Annotated in this window: 17 protein-coding genes, 1 tRNA gene, 1 pseudogene and 1 riboswitch; of the genes and pseudogenes, 7 read left to right on the top strand and 12 right to left on the bottom strand. The window is 69.4% G+C overall.

What is annotated here, in order from left to right; genetic code table 11:
• Positions 1 to 7 precede the first annotated feature (7 nt).
• Positions 8 to 985 (bottom strand): DUF3578 domain-containing protein, encoded by a 978-nt coding sequence (locus tag AB0H53_RS02560; RefSeq protein ID WP_362106410.1) that lies wholly within the window; start codon positions 983 to 985, stop codon positions 8 to 10.
• Between the two features lie 335 nt (positions 986 to 1,320).
• Between AB0H53_RS02560 and AB0H53_RS02555 the strand changes: the two are divergent.
• Positions 1,321 to 4,471: pseudogene (locus tag AB0H53_RS02555) on the top strand (DUF3427 domain-containing protein).
• Positions 4,472 to 4,608: 137 nt separating this feature from the next.
• Positions 4,609 to 4,914, top strand: coding sequence for a hypothetical protein (locus AB0H53_RS02550; RefSeq protein WP_362105985.1), 306 nt, complete (start codon positions 4,609 to 4,611; stop codon positions 4,912 to 4,914).
• 191 nt (positions 4,915 to 5,105) lie between these two features.
• On the opposite strand, the gene AB0H53_RS02545 is transcribed toward AB0H53_RS02550, so the two are convergent.
• The 4 genes from AB0H53_RS02545 to AB0H53_RS02530 form a co-directional block, all read right to left on the bottom strand.
• Positions 5,106 to 6,419, bottom strand: a complete 1,314-nt coding sequence (locus AB0H53_RS02545) for a DUF445 domain-containing protein (protein ID WP_362105982.1) — start codon at positions 6,417 to 6,419, stop codon at positions 5,106 to 5,108.
• Between the two features lie 109 nt (positions 6,420 to 6,528).
• Positions 6,529 to 7,500 (bottom strand): ATP-binding cassette domain-containing protein, encoded by a 972-nt coding sequence (locus AB0H53_RS02540; protein ID WP_362106407.1) that lies wholly within the window; start codon positions 7,498 to 7,500, stop codon positions 6,529 to 6,531.
• A complete protein-coding gene (locus AB0H53_RS02535; RefSeq protein WP_362106404.1) occupies positions 7,497 to 8,330 on the bottom strand; it encodes an ABC transporter permease in 834 nt (277 codons plus the stop codon). Before AB0H53_RS02535 ends, AB0H53_RS02540 begins: the two co-directional genes overlap by 4 nt.
• Before the next feature lie 148 nt (positions 8,331 to 8,478).
• Positions 8,479 to 9,279 carry an ABC-2 family transporter protein gene (locus tag AB0H53_RS02530; RefSeq protein ID WP_362105979.1) on the bottom strand — a complete coding sequence of 267 codons (801 nt, stop codon included), beginning with the start codon at positions 9,277 to 9,279 and terminating at the stop codon, positions 8,479 to 8,481.
• A 179-nt stretch (positions 9,280 to 9,458) separates the two neighbouring features.
• On the opposite strand from AB0H53_RS02530, the gene AB0H53_RS02525 reads away from it, so the two are divergent.
• Entirely contained in the window at positions 9,459 to 11,816 is a 2,358-nt protein-coding gene (locus tag AB0H53_RS02525) for a transglycosylase domain-containing protein (RefSeq protein WP_362105976.1), read from the top strand.
• A gap of 123 nt (positions 11,817 to 11,939) precedes the next feature.
• On the opposite strand, the gene AB0H53_RS02520 is transcribed toward AB0H53_RS02525, so the two are convergent.
• The 3 genes from AB0H53_RS02520 to AB0H53_RS02510 all read right to left on the bottom strand — a co-directional run bounded on the left by AB0H53_RS02520 (position 11,940) and on the right by AB0H53_RS02510 (position 13,175).
• The gene (locus AB0H53_RS02520) at positions 11,940 to 12,260 is read right to left on the bottom strand and encodes a multidrug efflux SMR transporter (RefSeq protein ID WP_362105973.1); all 321 of its coding nucleotides are present in this window, start codon (positions 12,258 to 12,260) and stop codon (positions 11,940 to 11,942) included.
• Between the two features lie 38 nt (positions 12,261 to 12,298).
• A riboswitch (guanidine-III (ykkC-III) riboswitch) is annotated at positions 12,299 to 12,364 on the bottom strand.
• A 55-nt stretch (positions 12,365 to 12,419) separates the two neighbouring features.
• The gene (locus AB0H53_RS02515) at positions 12,420 to 12,758 is read right to left on the bottom strand and encodes a co-chaperone GroES (RefSeq protein ID WP_362105970.1); all 339 of its coding nucleotides are present in this window, start codon (positions 12,756 to 12,758) and stop codon (positions 12,420 to 12,422) included.
• A 96-nt stretch (positions 12,759 to 12,854) separates the two neighbouring features.
• Positions 12,855 to 13,175 carry a DUF3618 domain-containing protein gene (locus tag AB0H53_RS02510; RefSeq protein WP_362105967.1) on the bottom strand — a complete coding sequence of 107 codons (321 nt, stop codon included), beginning with the start codon at positions 13,173 to 13,175 and terminating at the stop codon, positions 12,855 to 12,857.
• A gap of 151 nt (positions 13,176 to 13,326) precedes the next feature.
• On the opposite strand from AB0H53_RS02510, the gene bcp reads away from it, so the two are divergent.
• The 3 genes from bcp to AB0H53_RS02495 all read left to right on the top strand — a co-directional run bounded on the left by bcp (position 13,327) and on the right by AB0H53_RS02495 (position 15,538).
• Positions 13,327 to 13,794 carry a thioredoxin-dependent thiol peroxidase gene (gene bcp / locus AB0H53_RS02505; protein WP_362105965.1) on the top strand — a complete coding sequence of 156 codons (468 nt, stop codon included), beginning with the start codon at positions 13,327 to 13,329 and terminating at the stop codon, positions 13,792 to 13,794.
• Between the two features lie 113 nt (positions 13,795 to 13,907).
• Positions 13,908 to 15,407 (top strand): MFS transporter, encoded by a 1,500-nt coding sequence (locus tag AB0H53_RS02500; protein ID WP_362105962.1) that lies wholly within the window; start codon positions 13,908 to 13,910, stop codon positions 15,405 to 15,407.
• 47 nt (positions 15,408 to 15,454) lie between these two features.
• Positions 15,455 to 15,538: transfer RNA gene (locus tag AB0H53_RS02495), tRNA-Leu, on the top strand.
• 61 nt (positions 15,539 to 15,599) lie between these two features.
• Here AB0H53_RS02495 and rdgB read toward each other — a convergent pair.
• The 4 genes from rdgB to AB0H53_RS02475 all read right to left on the bottom strand — a co-directional run bounded on the left by rdgB (position 15,600) and on the right by AB0H53_RS02475 (position 17,776).
• A complete protein-coding gene (rdgB, locus tag AB0H53_RS02490; RefSeq protein ID WP_362105959.1) occupies positions 15,600 to 16,205 on the bottom strand; it encodes an RdgB/HAM1 family non-canonical purine NTP pyrophosphatase in 606 nt (201 codons plus the stop codon).
• 11 nt (positions 16,206 to 16,216) lie between these two features.
• Positions 16,217 to 16,621 carry a hypothetical protein gene (locus tag AB0H53_RS02485; RefSeq protein WP_362105956.1) on the bottom strand — a complete coding sequence of 135 codons (405 nt, stop codon included), beginning with the start codon at positions 16,619 to 16,621 and terminating at the stop codon, positions 16,217 to 16,219.
• Between the two features lie 109 nt (positions 16,622 to 16,730).
• Positions 16,731 to 17,462 carry a ribonuclease PH gene (gene rph / locus AB0H53_RS02480; RefSeq protein WP_362105953.1) on the bottom strand — a complete coding sequence of 244 codons (732 nt, stop codon included), beginning with the start codon at positions 17,460 to 17,462 and terminating at the stop codon, positions 16,731 to 16,733.
• Between the two features lie 80 nt (positions 17,463 to 17,542).
• On the bottom strand, positions 17,543 to 17,776 hold the full coding sequence (locus AB0H53_RS02475; protein WP_031076305.1) for a PTS glucose/sucrose transporter subunit IIB: 234 nt from the start codon (positions 17,774 to 17,776) through the stop codon (positions 17,543 to 17,545).
• Between the two features lie 208 nt (positions 17,777 to 17,984).
• On the opposite strand from AB0H53_RS02475, the gene AB0H53_RS02470 reads away from it, so the two are divergent.
• The gene (locus tag AB0H53_RS02470) at positions 17,985 to 19,247 is read left to right on the top strand and encodes a PTS transporter subunit EIIC (RefSeq protein ID WP_362105949.1); all 1,263 of its coding nucleotides are present in this window, start codon (positions 17,985 to 17,987) and stop codon (positions 19,245 to 19,247) included.
• The last annotated feature ends 164 nt before the right edge of the window (positions 19,248 to 19,411 follow it).

Raw genomic sequence — 19,411 nt, 5'->3', positions numbered from 1 at the left:
CCGGCGCCTACTTCGCCAACCCCCACTCGACGGCGAGTCGTGACCCTCCCCAGCCGCCGGAACGCTCCCAGACAGACGTGATATCGAGTGTTTCCAGGTAGTCGGCGTAGTCACCTATGTCAGCCGTGAAGAGCGCGATCAGGTGTGGGGCGTGCTTCTTCCGCTTCTCGTAGTAGAAGTGCCGATACTCGTAAAGCTGGCCAACGGCTTCGCGAACGGCGAGGTACTCCTTCTCGGCCTTCACGGTCTTGCCTTCAACCAGCCAGTCCTGTCCGGGAACGTCACGGTGGCGCAGAACCACGTCTCGCGGGTGCATCCCCTGTGTGAGGGGGGTGTACCCGCACGCGACGGCATGGTGCGCGAACCTGAGAAGCAGCGCCTCATGCTCCTTCGTCCTTTCCTGCCTACCACCCTGGATGTCGACGTAGTAGCTGTCGCTGCTTTTCGCTCGAAACCCACTCAAGGGGTCGAAGGGGTCGTCCCCGTGGCGCGCTTCCACGGGAAGGTACTCGATGACAGGTTCATCGTCCTTCGGCGTCTTGAGCCAAAAACGATCCACCGCGGCGGCGTCTCGAAGGAGCTGCACCGCTTCATCCAGGTCTGCGGTGAGGCCCTCGTCGGACGGCAGGCGGTCGATCTCATAGCGGCGTGCCGCCACGTTGGCCTTCTCGTACGAGCGGGGGCGCCAGTGCTTGGGCTCAACGTGCAGCGTCAAGGCGTCCTGCCATCGCTCCGCCAACTTCGGCCGCAAGGCACCTCGCAACGTCTGCGACTGAGCGGTCAGGTAGCGATGGAGCCTGGCACCCTTCCCATAGGTGTCACTCAGGCTCGTGATGCCTTGTTGCAGAGTTAGCGTGACGGCGGTGCGAGCCGAGTTGAAGATGTAGGCGAGGTACAGACCGTCGTGTGGGTTTTCGTTGATGGTCCGGTCGAACACGCCGATCCAGGGCGTGAGGGTGGCCATCCCCTGGCCTCCGTAGCCCATGGCGAAGCACCCAGGCGGCCACGGGAGATCCGTTCGGTCCTTGACACCCCAGAGCAGAGCGTGGCCAGGGAGGTCCCTGGAGGCCTTCCCAGCCGACTCATAGGTCTCAGCTATCCGTATCAGCAGTTCGTGTAGCGGCACTGACAGAAGCTAACCCAACTCGATCATTTAGCGACAAGCTTTGGATCGCTTCGAGCCACAGAGTCCTGAAGAATCCATCTATGTGGCCAAGTTGAGGCCACGTTCCAACCCAGCGCCCCGGTCCCCCCGGCTCGAGCTGTCAGTGGTTCTTGGTAGAACACATCCAATGATCACGCGTGCGACGGGAGCGAGCCATGCCTCAGATCGGTAGCGATGCGGCACCCCTGTCCACGGGGCTGTACGAGCAGCTCATCACCGTGCGGCTTGAGCGGCAGCTAGCCGAGCTCTCTGATGACGGTTGGCATCAGATCAGCGACATCGTGGGTCCGGAGGCTGTTCCCCACCTCCTGGCCAGGCACATCGCCGAAACGGTACGTCGTGTCCTTCAGGCGCTACCTGCTGAAGAGCGCGTCCAGGCCGCGAACCGCATCCTGGAGTCCGTCAGCACACTGGAGGGGGCACGAGAATGGGTTGACCTGGTGGCCGACGGCCCGCGCGAACTGCTCGCGCTAGCCCGTCAGGAGGCGCCGGGTGTCTACGCGGTCCGCCCCGCCACTCCGCTCTCGGATACGGCGCTCATCACCAATGCGCCCGAGGACCCGAGCCTTGGCTTTGAGCTTCGGACGGAAATCGCCACGGCAGATCGGGTCGATCTCCTCTGCGCCTTCGTGAAGTGGCATGGATTGCGCGTTATCGAGCGGTCTTTGCGGGTCGCTGCTGAGCGCGGAGTGCCGATTCGAGTCATCACCACCACGTACATCGGCGCCACCGAGCGCCGTGCCCTCGACCGTCTCGTGCGGGACTTCAACGCTGAGGTCAAGGTCAACTACGAGACGCGCTCCACGCGCCTGCATGCCAAGGCGTGGCTGTTCGGGCGCGACACCGGGTACGACACCGCTTACGTCGGCAGCTCCAATCTCTCCAAGGCCGCGTTGCTCGATGGGCTTGAGGAACGTCCGACTGTCGTCCGTCGCCACGCCTGATGTGCTCCGCAAGTTCGAAGGAACCTTCGAGGCCTACTGGAGTGATCCCTCCTTCGAGACGTACGACCCCGAGCGGGACGGAAGCCGCCTCGAAGAGGCCCTCAACATCGCTGGTGGATCGACGTCATCCGCCCCGACCCGCATCACACTGTCGGGCCTAGAGGTACGGCCGTACCCACACCAAAGAGACATGCTTGAGCGCCTGGAGGTCGAGCGCGCCGTCCATGACCGGCACCGCAATCTCCTGGTTGCCGCGACCGGGACCGGTAAGACGGTGATGGCCGCCCTCGACTACAAGCGATTGCGCCAGCGGCATGGGCGGGACTTGCGGTTGCTCTTCGTAGCGCATCGCAGGGAAATCTTGCAGCAGTCGATGCGGACCTACCGGGACGTACTGGTGGACGCGAACTTCGGGGAACCGCTGCACAGCGGCGACATCCCGGAGCGCTGGACGCATGTCTTCGCCAGCGTGCAATCACTCAGCTCACGCACGCTGGATCGGCTGGCGCCTGACCACTTCGACGTCATTGTGATTGACGAGTTCCACCACGGCACGTCACCGACCTATCGAAAAGTCATCGATCACTTCCGCCCGATGGAACTTCTGGGCCTCACCGCGACCCCCGAGCGCATGGACGGCAAGAACGTCCAAGACGAGTTCTTCGACGGGCGGATCGCCGCCGAAATGCGCCTGTGGGAAGCGCTGGAAAACGACTTGCTCAGCCCTTTCCACTACTTCGGCATCAGCGACAACACCGACCTGAGCGCCGTGCGGTGGAAGCGTGGAGGCTATGACACTGCGGACTTGAGCAAGGTACTGACCGGGAACGTTGCTCGTGCGCGGTTGGTCGTAAGGTCGGTCAAGGAGAAGATCGCTGACCCCCACAGCATGCGTGCACTGGGCTTTTGCGTCACTGTCGCCCATGCGCACTTTATGGCGGAGTTCTTTCGCGCCGCTGGACTGAACGCCATTGCACTGTCTGGCGAAACTTCCGCCGAGCAACGCATGCAGGCCCTGGCTGACCTCAAGTCCGGCGCCCTCCAAGTCATCTTCTCGGTCGACCTCTTTAATGAGGGGCTCGATATACCCGACGTGGACACCTTGCTGCTCCTGCGCCCCACGTCCAGTGCCACTGTCTTCCTTCAGCAGCTTGGGCGCGGCCTACGGCGCAGCGAGAGCAAGGCCGTGCTGACTGTTCTGGACTTCATTGGCCAACACCGCAAGGAGTTCCGCTTCGAAAGCCAATTCCGAGCACTGACCAATCTCACCCGCAAACGACTGTTGGCCAACGTCGAGCACGACTTTCCCCAACTACCGTCCGGCTGCCAGATCATCCTAGAGGAGAAGGCAAAGAAAACGATCATTGCAAACATCAGGGACCAGATCGGTGTGAATGTCACCGCTTTGGCTCGCGAGGTAGCGGACTACGCCATTCCAGAGCTCAGCACCTATCTCGCGGAGAGCGGCCGCGAGCTCAAGGAGCTCTACCGAGGCAACGGCAACTCTTGGACGGGGCTCTTGCGCCGCGCCAGACTGCTCAAGGCCGACCCACCGGAGGGGGAAGCCGCGCTACTCAAACGCGTACCGGCTTTCCTGCACGTGGACGATCCGCTGCGCGTATCGGCGTACACCCGCCTCCTCCAAGATGACGCCCCGGCGTACAGCGAGCTTGACGAGCAGGGAAAGGCCTACGCCCGCATGCTGTTCTTCCAGCTGTGGCCACTGGGCGGCGTCACCCGAGAAGGCTTCGCAAGCTACGACGAAGGGTTCGCCACACTTCGCCCCCAGCACGCTTTCCGAGAAGAGCTTCGCCAGGTCCTTGCCTACAATCTGGCCCACACCGAGCACGTCCCGATCCCCCTGCTCGGGGAGCACGCCGGTCTACCCCTCACAGTGCACGCCTCGTACAGCCGTGAAGAGATCCTTCCTGCGCTCGACCAGTCCTTCATCGGTGGCTTCATGCCAGCTCATTTCCGCGAGGGCGTGAGGTGGTGCGCCTCCATTAAGACCGACGCCCTGCTCATCACTCTGGAAAAGGATGAGAAGGACTTCTCGCCTCAGACTCGCTACCACGACTACGCCCTGAACGAAAGCCGCTTCCACTGGGAGTCCCAGAACCAAACGTCCGCCACCTCTTCCACTGGCCTGCGCTACCAACGTCACGCCAGTGAAGGCAGCCACGTCCTGCTCTTCGTCCGCCGCTACAAGAGCAACGACATAGGCGGCGCCCAGCCGTGGATGCTGCTGGGTCCAGCCACCTATGTGGAGCACAAGGGCAGCAAGCCGATGGCCATTACATGGCAGCTCAAACACGAGATTCCGGCCGAGGTGTATACGTACTCGGCGATCGCGACCGGTTGAGACGGAACCAGGCACCCGTCGTCATCTCGATGAACCAGAGCCTCGTCACGGTGTGCGACAGGGGCAGCCACCTGCCGACACATGCCAGCGCGTTAGCCTCGAAGCCGAACAACCGAGCGTCGGAGAGGCAGGGCGGCATGGGCAGGAGGATCCCCGCAGCGGCGGTGGCCGCGGGTGGGCTCGTCGGGGGGTACGCCGTGGCGCGGTGGACCGGGAAGCGGCCACTGGGCGGGGTGGCGTTGGCCGCCGCGGGGGCCGTGGCGGCGCGGGAGTGGCGGGCGCGCAGCGGGGGGAAGGCCGCGGCCGGGCTCAGTGCCGCGTATGTGGCCGCCTTCGCCGGGTCCCACCCGCTCGCCAAGAAGGTGGGCGCCTGGCCGGCCGTGTTCTCGGTGGCCGGGGCCATGGCCGCCGCCTCCTGGGCGGTCGGTCGCCAGCGGGGCTGACCGCGGCGCCCGTGTCGTGGCGGGAGCGCCGCGAGCCGTGCCGCGCCCCGGGGCGTCGAGCGTGGCCGGGTGGCCGCCCGCTGCCCGCCCGGAAATTGGGGCACGAAGGGCTGAACGCCCGGCAGGTGCCGTCCGTACTACAGGGCACCTCCCCACAGTGGCTGGGCGGGCGGCCGTTCGGCAGGGTCCGGTCACCCGCCCAGCGCGTGGGAGACGGTGTAGATCAGCAGGCCGGCCAGCGCGCCCACCACCGTGCCGTTGATGCGGATGAACTGCAGGTCCCGGCCGATGTTGGCCTCGATCTTCCGCGACGTCTGGTCCGCGTCCCAGCCCGCCACGGTGTCGCTGATCAGTGAGGTGATCTCGGCACGGTAGGTCGTCACGACGTACACTGCCGCGTCCTCCACCCAGCCCTCCACCTTCGCCTGGAGCCGGGTGTCGGTGGCCAGCCGGTTGCCCAGGGAGATCAGCGAGGCCCGGGCGCGCAGGCGCAGTTCGCTGCGCTCGTCCTCCGCCGCGGAAATGATCATGCCGCGTACGGAGGCCCAGGCCGACGCGATGATGTCCTGCACCTCCGGGCGGGCCAGCAGGTCCGACTTCAGGCGTTCCACCCGCGCCCGGGTGTCCGTGTCGGCCTGGAGGTCCGCCGCGAAGTCCGCCAGGAACCGGTCGATCGCGCCGCGCGCCGGGTGTCCTGGCATGTCCCGCATCTCCGTGACGAACCGCAGCAGCTCCCGGTAGACCCGCTCCCCCACCTTCCGGTCCACGAACCGTGGCGTCCATCCGGGCGCCCCGCCCTGGACCGCGTCCAGTACGGAGTCGGCGTGCAGCACCAACCAGTCGTGCGCCCGCACGCAGATCAGGTCCACCGCCCGGTGGTGCGCGCCGTCCGCGACGATCCGGTGCAGGGTCTGACCGATCCCGGGCGCGATCTCCGCCGCGTCCGCCCGCCGGGTGATCGCCTCGCCCACCACGGCCTGGACGTCCGCGTCGCGCAGCACGGTCAGCGCGCCGCGCAGCGCCGTCGACAGCTCGGCCGTCACCCGGTCGGCGTGCGCGGGGTCGGCGAGCCAGCCGCCCAGGCGACCGCCGATGGCCAGCGCGTCCAGCCGGGCCCGCACCACCTCCGACGACAGGAAGTTCTCGCCGACGAACGCGCCGAGCGAGGCGCCCAACTGGTCCTTCTTGGTCGGGATGATCGCCGTGTGCGGAATGGGCAGGCCGAGCGGGCGCCGGAAGAGGGCGGTGACCGCGAACCAGTCCGCGAGCGCGCCCACCATGCCCGCCTCGGCCGCCGCCGCGACGTACCCGGGCCAGCCGTGCACGCCGGCGTTCCGCGCCCAGGTGGCCAGGACGTAGATGAGGGCGACCACCAGCAGCAGGCCGGTGGCCGTGAGCTTCATCCGGCGGACCCCGCGCTGCTTCTCCTCGTCCGCCGGCGTGTAGGCGAAGGCCACCAGGCCGCTCACCGGGTGTGGCGCGTCTTCGGTTTTCGTACGGTTCATCCGCTCCACCCGTCCGCGTACGCATGTACGTGTGTACGTTGTCCCTACCTCAGGTACTCCTCGGACGCACTCCGAGTTCCCAGGGGGCGCGTTCCCACGGACGGGCGGCTCACTGCTCCTGGGCACGCTCCGCGTACATCTTGGCGATCACCGCCTCGATGTCCGGCTCCCGCACCGACAGATCCACCAGCGGGTACTCCGCCGCCACCCGCGCCACCAGCGGCGCCGCCGAGCGGGCGGCCGGGAACGCCAGCCACTGCCGCGGGCCCTCGACCCGCACCACCCGCGCCCCTTCCAGGGTGATGGGCGGCAGCTCCCGCTCCAGGTCGACCACCAGGGTCCGCTCGCTCTCGCCCACTTCGTGCAGGCCGCCGAGCGGGCCGTCGTACATCAGGCGTCCGTGGTCGATGACCATCACCCGCTTGCACAACTGTTCGATGTCGGTGAGGTCGTGAGTGGTGAGCAGCACCGTGGTACCGCGTTCGGCGTTCAGGTCCCGCAGGAACTCCCGCACCCGCGCCTTGGAGACGACGTCCAGGCCGATCGTCGGCTCGTCCAGGTACAGCACCTCCGGGTCGTGCAGCAGGGCCGCCGCGATGTCGCCGCGCATCCGCTGGCCGAGGGAGAGCTGCCGGACGGGTACGTTGAGCAGCTCGCCCAGGTCGAGGAGTTCGACGCACCGGTCCAGGTTCTCGCGGAAGCGGGCGTCGGGGACGCGGTACATCCGGTGGACCAGGCGGTAGGAGTCGCGCAGCGGCAGGTCCCACCACAGCGTCGTGCGCTGCCCGAACACCACCCCGATCCGGCGCGCGAGACGCGTGCGCTCGCGCGAGGGGTCGACGCCCGCGACCCTCAGCCGGCCGCCGCTGGGGGTGAGGATGCCGGTCAGCATCTTGATGGTCGTCGACTTGCCCGCCCCGTTGGGCCCGATGTAGCCGACCATCTCACCGCGCGGCACCCGGAAGCTGATCCCGTCGACCGCTCTGACCTGCCGCTTCTCCCGGCGCAGGCGGCCCACTCGACGCCGTACGTCGAAGACCTTCTCCACGCCGTCCAGCTCGATGAAGTCCACGCCGCTCAGCTCCCTGTGCTCCGGTACGAACGAATGCCCACCCGCCAGGCCAGCCCGGCCAGTACGCAGCACACCGCCGCGACCGCCGGGGAGGCGAACGCCGCCCAGCCCGGCAGCCCGGCCGGCGCCTGACGCCCCAGCACGTACAGCGCCGGCACCCAGTTGACGAAGGCCAGCGGTACGACGTAGACCACTCCCCGCACCAGGTCGCCGGCGAAGATGGACGGCGGGTACTGGAGCAGCGTGTTGCCGCCGTAGGTGAAGGAATTGGTCACCTCCGAGCCGTCCTGGGCCCAGAACTGGAAGGCGGCGCCCGCCACCATCACCGAAGAGAAGATCACCCCGCCGGTCATCACCATCACCGGCACCAGGGCCACCTTCAGCGGTGTCCACGTCACGTCGAGGATCACCAGTGACCACACCAGCACCAGCAGTCCCTGTGTCACCCGGCCCAGCCGTCGCAGCGCGAACCGGTCGGCCGCCACCTGGGCCAGTACCGGTACCGGCCGGACCAGCAGGGTGTCGACCGTGCCGTCCCGCACCCGCTTGCCCAGCCGTCCCACCTGGCCCAGTGCCAGGTCGGCGAGGCCGAAGGCGGTGCTGGTCGTCCCGTACAGGAACGCCACCTCCGCGAAGGTGAAGCCGCCCAGGCCGCGGACATGACCGAACATCAGCAGGATGACGACGAAGTCGAAGAGGGTCGCGGTGAAGTTGGACAGCAGCGTCATGGCGAAGGAGAAGCGGTACGTCATGGTGGAGCGCACCCACATCGCGGCGATCAGCCCATAGGCGCGCAGCCCCTCGGCCAGGTGCGCCGCCCGGGCGCGGCGCGGCCCCATGGGGCGCTCGGGCGTGCCGCGCTCGGACACATGGTGCTCGGACACGTCGCGGTCGGACATGGGCCGCGCCCCCATGGGCCCCGGCACCATGTGCCCCGGCACCATGTGCCCCGGCCCCATGTACTCGTCCCGCTCGGCCGCCGGTCGTTCACCCACCCTGCACCACCACCCGCCGTGTCGCTGCCGCCTGCACCGCCCGGCCCGCCACCAGCAGTACCAGCGCCCAGCCGGCCTGGAAGGCGTAGGCCTCCAGCAGCCCCCATCCGGTCCGTTTCTCCAGGAACACGTCCGCCGGGACCTGGAGCATCGAGGCCCACGGCAGCACCCGCGCCACCTCGCCCAGCGCGCCCGGGAAGACCGTCAGCGGCAGCAGCGTCCCCGAGAAGAACAGTCCGGACAGCCACGCCACGTGCACCACCCCCGCACCGTCCATCAGCCAGAACGCGCTCAACGCCACCAGGAACCACACGGCGAAGCTCACCACCACGCCGAGGGCGACCGACAGCAGGAAGGCCGGCCAGGTGACCGGCTGCTCGGGCAGCGCGATGTCGAAGGCGAACGCGCCGATCGCCATCGGCACCACACCCCGCCCCAGCAACTGGAACGCCGCCCGCCCCAGGGTCCCCGAGAGCCACCACAGCTGGAGGTCGGCAGGCCGGTACAGGTCGACCGCGATGTCTCCTGTCTTGATGCGCTCGATGAGCTCGTCCTCGAAACCGCCGCCCATCAGTCCACAGGTCGCCAGCAGGGCCTGCCCGATCCACACATACGCGAGCGCCTCGGCCATGTCGTAGCCACCGAGCCCGGGCTTCTCCGCCCACAGGGCCATATAGGTGTAAGCCAGGATGAAACCGAAGACGGTGTTGGTGAACACCCCGGCGGCGGTCGCCACCCGATACGTCGCGTAGCGCCGGAACCCACCGGCAGCCACGGCCGCGTACAGCCGCACCTCAGCTCCCTCCGTCTCCCCCACGCGCCACCGCACGCGCCAAAGCCGTGGAGCCTAGCCCCGCACGATCGACGGCCGCGACTGCTTTTCGGCCGCCGATGCCGGGCATGCACAGATGTGCGGTGCACTATGAAGGCGCCGCACAAATCACCTCAAACATCACCAACGGGGCGGAGACCATGAGCGACGAGCCACCGCAGCAGGGCTGGCAGCCCCGTGACCCCACCCTCGCCGACGAGGGCCGGGTGGCGGAGAGGAGCCGCCCGGCCCGCCGCCGGCGCACCGGCTGGCGCCGAGCGCTGCCGACCTGGCGCATGGTGCTGGGCACGTTCCTCTTCCTGGCCCTGCTGCTCATCGGCGGGTTCTTCGCCGGCTACCGGCTCGTGGACATCCCGAAGGCCAACGCCGCCGCCACCGCCCAGACCAACGTCTACCTCTACAGCGACGGCGGCCAGATCGCCCGCGACGGCGAGATCAACCGGGAGAACGTGTCACTCGCGCAGGTCCCCCGGGCCGTGCAGCACGCGGTCCTGGCCGCCGAGGACCGGGACTTCTACACCGAGTCCGCGGTCGACCCCGAGGCGATGCTCCGCGCCGCCTGGAACACCGTCACCGGCAAGGGCACCCAGGGCGGTTCCACCATCACCCAGCAGTACGTCAAGAACTACTACCTGGGTCAGGAGCGCACCGTCACCCGCAAGGTGAAGGAGTTCTTCATCGCGATCAAGCTGGACCGCGAGAAGACCAAGGACGACATCTTCGAGGGCTACCTCAACACCAGCTACTACGGCCGCAACGCCTACGGTGTCCAGGCCGCCGCCCGCGCCTATTACGGCAAGGACGTCCAGGACCTCAGCGCCGCCGAGGGCGCGTACCTCGCCTCGCTGCTCAACGCCCCCAGCGTCTACGACGTCGCCACCCACCCGGAGAACGGGGCGCGGGCGGTCGGCCGCTGGAACTACGTCCTGGACGCCATGGTGAAGGAGCTGTGGCTCACCAACGCCGAGCGTGCCGCCCTGACCTTCCCGGTCCCGCACAAGGCCCGGCCCGCCACCGGGCTGGCGGGGCAGCGCGGCTACATCGTGCAGGCGGTCGAGGAGTACCTCACCAGTCACGGCATCCTCGACGAGAAGACCCTGGCCACCGGCGGCTACCGCATCACCACCACGCTGGAGAAGCGGAAGCAGGACGCCTTCGTCCGGGCGGTGGACGACCAGGTCATGGCGAAACTCGACCCGTCCGGCAACCCGACCGACCGCTACGTCCGGGTCGGAGGCGCCTCCATCGAACCGGCGACCGGCAAGGTCGTCGCCATGTACGGGGGCGTCGACTACACCCGGCAGTACGTCAACAACGCCACCCGCCGGGACTACCAGGTGGGCTCCACCTTCAAGCCGTTCGTCTTCGCCTCGGCCGTGGACAACGCCTCCACCACGCAGGACGGCGAGCGCATCACACCCGGCACGGTGTACGACGGCACCAACAAGCGGCCGGTCGAGGGGTGGAGCGGCCCGCCCTACGCCCCGGGCAACGAGGACGACGCGGACTACGGCCCGATCACCGTCCAGTCCGCCACCGACCAGTCGGTCAACGCCGTGTACGCACAGCTGGCCGTGGACGTCGGCCCGGCGAAGGTGGAGCAGATCGCCATCGACCTGGGCCTGCCCGCCACCACACCGGACCTCAACCCCTCCCCCTCCATCGCGCTGGGCCCCGCCACCGCCAGCGTCCTGGACATGGCCGAGGCGTACGCGACGCTCGCCAACCACGGCAGGCACGGCACGTACACGCTGATCCAGGAGGTGCGGAAGAACGGCGTCGAACTGGAACTGCCCGCCGCCCCGACCACCCAGGCGGTCAGCCGGGAGGCCGCCGACACCACCACGTCCATGCTGCGCGGTGTGGTCGAGAGCGGTACCGGGACCGCCGCCCAGGCCGCCGGGCGCCCGGCGGCCGGCAAGACCGGTACGGCCGAGGACGACAAGGCGGCCTGGTTCGCGGGCTACACCCCCGACCTGGCGACAGTGGTCGCGGTGATGGGCCAGGACCCCGCGACGGGCGCGCAGAGGCCGCTGTACGGGGCGATGGGGCTGGACCGGATCAACGGCGGCGGGGCACCGGCGGAGCTGTGGGCCCAGTTCACGCGGGCGGCGCTGGAGGGGACCGAGGCACAGGAGTTCGACCTGGTCCTGGAGGAGGGCGCGGAGTTCGAGGAGGAGCCGCCGCCGGAAGGGACCGGGGAGCCACGGGACAGCGGGGAGCCGCAGGAGACGGGAGGGACCGGGGAGACGGAGGACACGGGAGGCACCGGCGACACCACCGGTGCGGGCGACACGGGCGGCACCGGCGCGTCGGGGGACACCGGGGCCGGGGCCGACGCCACCGGGGCGACCGCCCCGACCGGCGGGACCGACGCGACCGGGGGCACGGACGCGACCGGCGGGGCCGCCCCGACCGTGCCCGGCAACCCGGCCGCGCCCGGCTACCCTGCCGCGCCCGCGCCGCCGCAGCCCTGGAGCCGGAACGCCGCACGGTGACCCCCCGCGCGCCGCGCCACCCCGCGCCCGCGCCCCGCGTGCCCTTCCGCACCCGCCGCCCGGGCTCGCCCGTACCCTTGCGGGCGCGCCCGCAACGCAGTCGTCCGCGCTCGTCGCGGCCTCTCAGTGCCCGGACGTCGCCTTCAGCCCGACCACCGCGACCAGCAGCAGACAGACGAAGAAGATGCGGGCGGCGGTGACCGGCTCGCCCAGAACCACCATGCCGACCACTGCCGCGCCGGCCGCGCCGATACCGACCCACACGCCGTAGGCGGTGCCGATCGGCAGGGTCCTGGCGGCCTGCGACAGCAGCACCATGCTGGCGACGATCCCGGCGACCGTGAACAGGCTCGGCCACAGCCGGGTGAATCCGTCGGTGTACTTCATCCCGATCGACCAGCCCACCTCGAGCAGACCGGCGACGACAAGCAGAACCCACGCCATGGGGACGGCACCTCTCGAAACGCGGAAACGAGTCACGGGGTGCGTCGTCTTTGCCTTCACCCGGTACGGCGCGTCTCGTCGGGGTGTCTCAAAGGTAGCAAAGGGGCATACGAAAAGGCCTGGTGACCTCCGCCACCAGGCCCCTTCGCCAGGGTTCGGCTACAGGTACAGCCCGGTGGAGTCCTCCGACTCCTCGAACCGGTCCGCCGCGACGGCGTGCAGGTCGCGCTCGCGCATCAGCACGTACGCGACGCCCCGCACCTCGACCTCGGCACGGTCCTCGGGGTCGTACAGCACCCGGTCGCCGGGTTCCACGGTCCGTACGTTCTGACCGACCGCGACCACCTCGGCCCAGGCCAGGCGGCGGCCGACGGCGGCGGTCGCCGGAATCAGGATGCCGCCGCCCGATCGCCGCTCCCCCTCGGGGGTGTCGTTGCGGACCAGGACCCGGTCGTGCAGCATCCGGATGGGCAGCTTGTCGTGGGTGTTCTCGCTCACGCCATGAACCTACCTGCCCGGGCGCGCCACGCACCCCGGAGGGTCACCCCGGTCCCACCGGTCCCACCGGTCAGGCCACCCGCTCCGGCTCCCCCGTCAGTCCCGGCGCTTGCGGACGGACACGGCGAGCAGCCCGATCACGCCGACCGCCACCAGCGCCACCGGCACCAGGCGTTCCAGCCTGGGCGAGCCGTCCTCGGCCACGAACCGGGCCCTGACGTCCGAGACGGCGCGGTTGACGGCCACGAAGGCGCGTCCGGCCGTCTCGTCGACCGTCGACGCGACCTTGGCCTTCGCGTCCCCGACGATCGTCCTGGGGTGCATGCGTACGCCGATCTCGTCGAGAGTGACGGCGAGCTGCTCGCGCCGGCGGACGATGTCCGCCTCGATCTGCGCAGGGGTCCTGGCATCCGACACCGCGCTGCCTCCGTGATCTGGTCCGTATGGTCCGTATCGTCGGTCAATCCGTGGTGGACAGTCTGTCAGTTCACCGGCCCACCGGCTGTCCCCGACCCCCATTAGGCTCTGTCACGCGTACGTCCACCCCCTCCCAGGAGAGCCGAGAGCCATGAGCGAGCGACTGCAGCCCGGTGACACCGCCCCCGCCTTCACCCTGCCCGACGCGGACGGCAAAGACGTCTCACTCGCCGACTACCAGGGCCGCAAGGTCATCGTCTACTTCTACCCCGCCGCCCTCACCCCCGGCTGCACCAAGCAGGCCTGCGACTTCACCGACAACCTGGAGCTGCTGGCGGGCGCGGGGTACGACGTGGTCGGCGTCTCGCCGGACAAGCCGGAGAAGCTGGCGAAGTTCCGCGAGAAGGAGGACCTGAGGGTCACGCTGGTGGGCGACCCGTCGAAGGAGACCCTGACCGCGTACGGCGCCTTCGGCGAGAAGAAGCTGTACGGGAAGACGGTGACGGGCGTGATCCGCTCCACGGTCGTGGTGGACGAGGAGGGCAAGGTCGAGCGCGCGCTGTACAACGTGAAGGCGACCGGCCACGTCGCGAAGATCATCAAGGATCTCGGTATCTGAGTTGTGCTCTTCCTGTGACTGAGGTCCCACTCCTGTGGGACTTCGGTTTGCAGCCGCCACGGCCGAGCAGGTGTTGCCCTTGAATCACGGCAGCCCAGGAAAGGAACCAGGTCATGGCGGCCACCGGCCAGGATCAGCACGACGATCCCGCGGCGGTCAGACGCCACCCCATCCTCTTCCGGGCCGTCAAGCGGCGGAAGAACCCGAGGCTCCGCCGGTCCGATGTCACGGTCACCGATCGGGCGGAGGTCAGGAGGGCGGTGAAGGCGGCCTCCCTGGGCAACGCCATGGAGTGGTTCGACTTCGGCATCTACAGCTATCTGGCAGTCACTCTCGGCCATGTCTTCTTCCCGTCCGGGAACGAGACGGCCCAGCTCCTGTCCTCCTTCGCCACCTTCGCGGTCGCCTTCCTGGTACGGCCGCTGGGCGGGATGGTCTTCGGCCCGATGGGCGACCGGATCGGCCGCAAGAAGGTCCTCGCCCTCACCATGATCATGATGGCGGCCGGCACCTTCGCGATCGGGCTGATCCCGTCCTACGACTCCATCGGCTTCTGGGCCCCGGCGCTGCTGATCCTGTTCCGCCTGGTCCAGGGCTTCTCCACGGGCGGCGAGTACGGTGGCGCCTCCACCTTCATAGCCGAGTACGCACCCGACAAGCGGCGCGGTTTCTACGGCAGTTTCCTGGAGTCGGGCACGCTGGCCGGGTACATCGGCGCGGCCGGCCTGGTCACCGCCCTGACCGCCTGGCTCGGCAGCTCCACCATGGAGGACTGGGGCTGGCGCCTGCCCTTCCTGGTGGCCGGGCCGCTGGGGCTGGTCGGCCTCTACCTGCGGCTCCGGCTGGACGAGACCCCCGCCTTCCAGAAGCTGGCGGCACAGGGTGCCTCGGCCGGCGCGTCGCCGGCGGGCGCCGCGGACAGCGCGGTGAAGGGCGGCCTCGGCACCATCTTCCGCCGGCACTGGCCCGCGCTGATCCTGTGCGTCGCGCTGGTGGCCGCGTACAACATCACCGACTACATGGTGCTGTCGTACCTGCCGACGTACCTCTCCGACGAGCTCGGCTACAGCGCCACTCACGGCCTGCTGATCCTGCTCGGTGTGATGGTCCTGCTGTTGCTGATCGTCAACAAGGTGGGTGACCTCAGTGACCGCTTCGGCCGCAAGCCCCTGCTGATGACGGGCATGCTGGGCTTCCTGCTCCTGTCCGCGCCCGCGTTCTGGCTGATCGGCCGGGACGGGGTGCTCGCCGTCACGGCCGGCATGCTGATGCTGGGCCTGTCCCTGGTGTGCCTGCTGGGCACCATGTCGGCGGCGCTTCCCGCGCTCTTCCCGACCCAGGTCCGCTACGGCTCCCTGTCGGTCGGCTACAACGTCTCGACCTCGCTGTTCGGCGGCACCACGCCCCTGGTCATCACCGCGCTGATCAGTGTCACCGGCAGCACTATGATGCCGGCGTACTACGCGATGGCGGCGGCGCTGGTGGGTGTGATCGCGGTCGCCTGCATGAAGGAGACCGCCCGCCGGCCGCTCGCCGGCTCGCCGCCGTCGGTCTGCACCGAGGAGGAGGCGGCCGAACTGGTACTGGCCCGGGCCCCGGAGCCGAAGTTCTGACCGGGCCGGACCGAGGGCCGTGGCCGCCCACTACGATGGGGGCGCGCGCGGCCGTGGTGGAACTGGCAGTCACGCTGGGTTTAGGTCCCAGTGGGGTAACACCCGTGAGGGTTCGAGTCCCTCCGGCCGCACAACGGTGAAGGGCCGCCCCCGCGGGCGGCCCTTCGGTCTGCTCGTGGCCCCGGATCCGGCTCAGTCGCCGAGCAGTTCGCGGATGACCGGGACCAGGGCGCGGAAGGCCTGGCCGCGGTGGCTGATGGCGTTCTTCTCCTGGGGGGTCAGTTCGGCGCAGGTGCGCGATTCGCCGTCCGGCTGGAGGACCGGGTCGTAGCCGAAGCCGTTGGTGCCGGACGGGGCGTGGCGCAGGGTGCCGCGCAGGCGGCCCTCCACCACGCGTTCGGTGCCGTCGGGCAGGGCCAGGGCCGCCGCGCAGGCGAAGTGGGCGGCGCGGTGTTCCGGGGCGATGTCGGCGAGTTGGGCCAGGAGCAGGTCAAGGTTGGCCCGGTCGTCGCCGTGGCGTCCGGCCCAGCGCGCGGAGAAGATGCCGGGGGCGCCGCCGAGGACGTCCACGCACAGGCCTGAGTCGTCGGCGATCGCGGGCAGGCCGGTGGCCCGGGCGAGGGCGTGCGCCTTGAGGAGGGCGTTCTCGGCGAAGGTGACGCCGGTTTCCTTGACGTCGGGCACGCCGGGGTAGGCGTCGGCGCCGACGAGTTCGTGGGGCAGGCCGGCGTCGGCCAGGATCGCGTGGAGTTCGGTGATCTTCCCGGCGTTGCGGGTGGCGAGGATCAGGCGGGTCATGCACCCAGTATCTACGGGGTGCAGACCTTGCCGATCTCGGCGGCGGCGCCGGTGACCGGGGTGATGTCGGGGGTGTTGTCGCCGTTCCTGACGGAGGTGCGGACGGTGTCGACGCCCTTGGTGAGGTCGTCGACGGCCTTGGACAGGTCGGCGTCGCCGGTCTTGTCCTTGAGGTCGGCCAGTTCCCGGTCGATGGCGTCGAGGGACTCGTTGAGCTGGGTGGGGTCGTCCGTCGCGGTGGACACGGCCCGGGTGAGCCGGTCCGCGCTGGTGGCGATGGCGTCCGCGGCCCGCGCGCAGTCCGTGAGCTTCTCCACGGCGCCGCAGCCGGCGACCGCGGTGAGGGTGAGCACCGCGGCGGCGGTGGCGAGTGCGGTGGCGCGGCGACGGTGGCTGCGGGTGCGGCTGCGGCCCATGGACGTGTCCTCTCGTGATGCGGACGGGCGTACGGTTTCGGGCCGTACGCCCGTGTCCGGAAGGACGCCGGACACGGCGTCCACGGTTGCCCGCCGGCGCGGGCCCTGCCTAGAGGGTGCCGTCGAGCGCCTCGCGCTGGAGGGCGGCGAGGTCGGCGCAGCCCCCGGTGGCGAGGTCGAGGAGGGCGTTGAGCTCCTTGCGGTCGAAGGGCTCGGCCTCGGCGGTGCCCTGGACCTCCACGAAGCGGCCGTCGCCGGTGCAGACGACGTTCATGTCGGTCTCGGCGCGGACGTCCTCCTCGTAGCAGAGGTCGAGCAGCGGGGTGCCGTCGACGATGCCGACGGAGACGGCGGAGACGGTGCCGGTGAGCGGCTTGCGGCCGGCCTTGACGAGCTTCTTGGCCTGGGCCCAGGCGACGGCGTCGGCGAGGGCGACGTAGGCGCCGGTGATGGCGGCGGTGCGGGTGCCGCCGTCGGCCTGGAGGACGTCGCAGTCCAGGACGATGGTGTTCTCGCCGAGCGCCTTGTAGTCGATGACCGCGCGCAGGGAGCGGCCGATGAGGCGGGAGATCTCGTGGGTGCGGCCGCCGATCTTGCCGCGCACGGACTCGCGGTCGCCGCGGGTGTTGGTGGCGCGGGGCAGCATCGAGTACTCGCCGGTGACCCAGCCTTCGCCGCTGCCCTTGCGCCAGCGCGGGACGCCCTCGGTGACGGAGGCGGTGCAGAAGACCTTGGTGTCGCCGAAGGAGATGAGGACGGAGCCCTCGGCGTGCTTGCTCCATCCGCGTTCGATGGTGACCGGGCGGAGCTGTTCGGGAGTGCGGCCGTCGATTCGAGACATGGCACGAGCCTAGTCGTCCCGACGGGAGGGGCCCGTTCCGGTACCGGAACGGGCCCCTGACGAGTGAGCGGGAGGTCAGCTCACATCATGTCCTCGATCTCGGCGGCGATCGGGTCGGCGTCGGTGCCGATGACGACCTGGATCGCGCTGCCCATCTTCACGACGCCGTGGGCGCCGGCGGCCTTGAGGGCGGCCTCGTCGACCAGGGCGGGGTCGGCGACCTCGGTGCGCAGCCGGGTGATGCAGCCTTCGACCTCTTCGATGTTGTCGATACCGCCGAGCCCGGCGACGATCTTCTCAGCCTTGCTGGCCATGTGTTTCTCCTTTGGTCCTCTGGTCCTCGAAGAGGGAAGTCGGGGCGCACCCTGGGTCCGCGTTGTCACGGTAACTCACGGTTGGCCCATCTACGCGGGCGAGGTCGGACGGGGTATCGAATGATGACGGTCACCGGCGTCTCGCCCGCGGCGGGGCTCCGGGAGCCTATCGCAACTGGTCTACACCAGCTTGTCCGGGAGGACGCCGATGAGCACCCAAAGCGCCCCCGCGCCCAGGAAGTCGAGGTGGAGCGGGCTCTTCCAGGGACTGCAGAAGGTGGGGCGGAGCCTCCAGCTCCCGGTGGCGGTACTGCCGGCGGCCGGTCTGCTGGTGAGTCTGGGGAACCTCTTCGCGGCGTACCTGCACGGCGGGTTCTGGGACAAGACCTCCCGGGTGCTGACGCAGGGCGGCACGGCCATCCTGGACGGCTCGTTCGGTCTGCCGCTGCTGTTCTGCATCGGGGTGGCGATCGGCTTCGCCAAGAAGGCGGACGGCTCGACGGCGCTCGCCGCGGTGGTCGGTTTCCTCGTCTACCACAACGTGCTGGCGGCGTTCCCGCGCGAGGGAACGGTGACGGCGGAGGCCCCGGAGGGGGTGCCGCAGAACCCGGGCGTGCTCGGCGGCATCCTGATCGGCCTGCTCACGGCGGTGGTCTGGCAGCGCTACCACCGCACCAGGCTGGTGGACTGGCTGGGGTTCTTCAACGGCCGCCGGCTGGTCCCCATCCTGATGGCGTTCATCTGCGTGGTGCTGGGGGTGCTGTTCGGGCTGCTGTGGGAGCCGGTCGGCGACGCGCTGACGTGGTTCGGCAAGCAGCTGATCGGGCTGGGCGCGTGGGGCGCGGGCATCTTCGGGCTGGCGAACCGGCTGCTGATCCCCATCGGCATGCACCAGTTCCTGAACACCTTCTTCTGGTTCCAGGCCGGCGAGTACACCAAGCCGGACGGCACCGTGGTGCAGGGCGACCTGACGCGGTTCTTCGCCCAGGACCCGACCGCGGGGCAGTTCATGTCGGGCTTCTTCCCGATCATGATGTTCGGGCTCCCGGCGGCGGCGCTGGCCATCGCGCACTGCGCCCGGCCCGAACGCCGCAAGGAGGTGACGGGCCTGATGGTCTCGGTGGCGCTCACCTCGTTCGTCACCGGGGTGACCGAGCCGCTGGAGTTCTCCTTCATGTTCGCCGCGCCCCTGCTCTACGGGCTGCACGCGCTGCTGACCGGCGCGTCGATGGTGATCACCTGGGCGCTGGGGGCGCACGCCGGCTTCAGCTTCTCGGCCGGCCTGATCGACTACGTCGTCAACTGGCACCTGGGCACCAAGCCGTGGCTGATCATCCCGATCGGGCTGGGCTTCGCCGTCGTGTACTACGCGGTGTTCCGCTTCGTGATCACCAGGTTCGACGTCCCCACGCCCGGGCGCGAGCCGCCGGAGGCCGGGGAGGAAGCGGACCGGGAGGCGACCAGGCCGTAACGGCGGCCCGCGTCCGCGCCGGCGAAGGGCCCTGGACCGAGCGGTCCGAGGGCCTTCCGGCCTGCCCGCGCGGCGGGCCCGGGGCCGGTACGGCGCGTAGGGACCGTGTCACTATTTTGCAGGTTCCTTATCCATACCCGACCATGCTAAAACTGGTCTACACC

The organism is Streptomyces sp. NPDC050856, assembly GCF_040653855.1.
GTDB lineage: Bacteria > Actinomycetota > Actinomycetes > Streptomycetales > Streptomycetaceae > Streptomyces.
Note: the sequence above shows the minus strand (reverse complement) of the source record. Positions and strands in the feature narration are given on the sequence as shown.

What these genes read in the sequence shown, in the direction of transcription:
- AB0H53_RS02560 (WP_362106410.1), bottom strand. Translation starts at nt 985, where the DNA reads ATGGGCTACGGAGGCCAGGGGATGGCCACCCTCACGCCCTGGATCGGC.
- AB0H53_RS02550 (WP_362105985.1), top strand. Translation starts at nt 4,609, where the DNA reads ATGGGCAGGAGGATCCCCGCAGCGGCGGTGGCCGCGGGTGGGCTCGTC.
- AB0H53_RS02545 (WP_362105982.1), bottom strand. Translation starts at nt 6,419, where the DNA reads ATGAACCGTACGAAAACCGAAGACGCGCCACACCCGGTGAGCGGCCTG.
- AB0H53_RS02535 (WP_362106404.1), bottom strand. Translation starts at nt 8,330, where the DNA reads ATGGGGCCGCGCCGCGCCCGGGCGGCGCACCTGGCCGAGGGGCTGCGC.
- AB0H53_RS02525 (WP_362105976.1), top strand. Translation starts at nt 9,459, where the DNA reads ATGAGCGACGAGCCACCGCAGCAGGGCTGGCAGCCCCGTGACCCCACC.
- AB0H53_RS02520 (WP_362105973.1), bottom strand. Translation starts at nt 12,260, where the DNA reads ATGGCGTGGGTTCTGCTTGTCGTCGCCGGTCTGCTCGAGGTGGGCTGG.
- bcp (WP_362105965.1), top strand. Translation starts at nt 13,327, where the DNA reads ATGAGCGAGCGACTGCAGCCCGGTGACACCGCCCCCGCCTTCACCCTG.
- AB0H53_RS02500 (WP_362105962.1), top strand. Translation starts at nt 13,908, where the DNA reads ATGGCGGCCACCGGCCAGGATCAGCACGACGATCCCGCGGCGGTCAGA.
- rdgB (WP_362105959.1), bottom strand. Translation starts at nt 16,205, where the DNA reads ATGACCCGCCTGATCCTCGCCACCCGCAACGCCGGGAAGATCACCGAA.
- AB0H53_RS02485 (WP_362105956.1), bottom strand. Translation starts at nt 16,621, where the DNA reads ATGGGCCGCAGCCGCACCCGCAGCCACCGTCGCCGCGCCACCGCACTC.
- rph (WP_362105953.1), bottom strand. Translation starts at nt 17,462, where the DNA reads ATGTCTCGAATCGACGGCCGCACTCCCGAACAGCTCCGCCCGGTCACC.
- AB0H53_RS02475 (WP_031076305.1), bottom strand. Translation starts at nt 17,776, where the DNA reads ATGGCCAGCAAGGCTGAGAAGATCGTCGCCGGGCTCGGCGGTATCGAC.
- AB0H53_RS02470 (WP_362105949.1), top strand. Translation starts at nt 17,985, where the DNA reads ATGAGCACCCAAAGCGCCCCCGCGCCCAGGAAGTCGAGGTGGAGCGGG.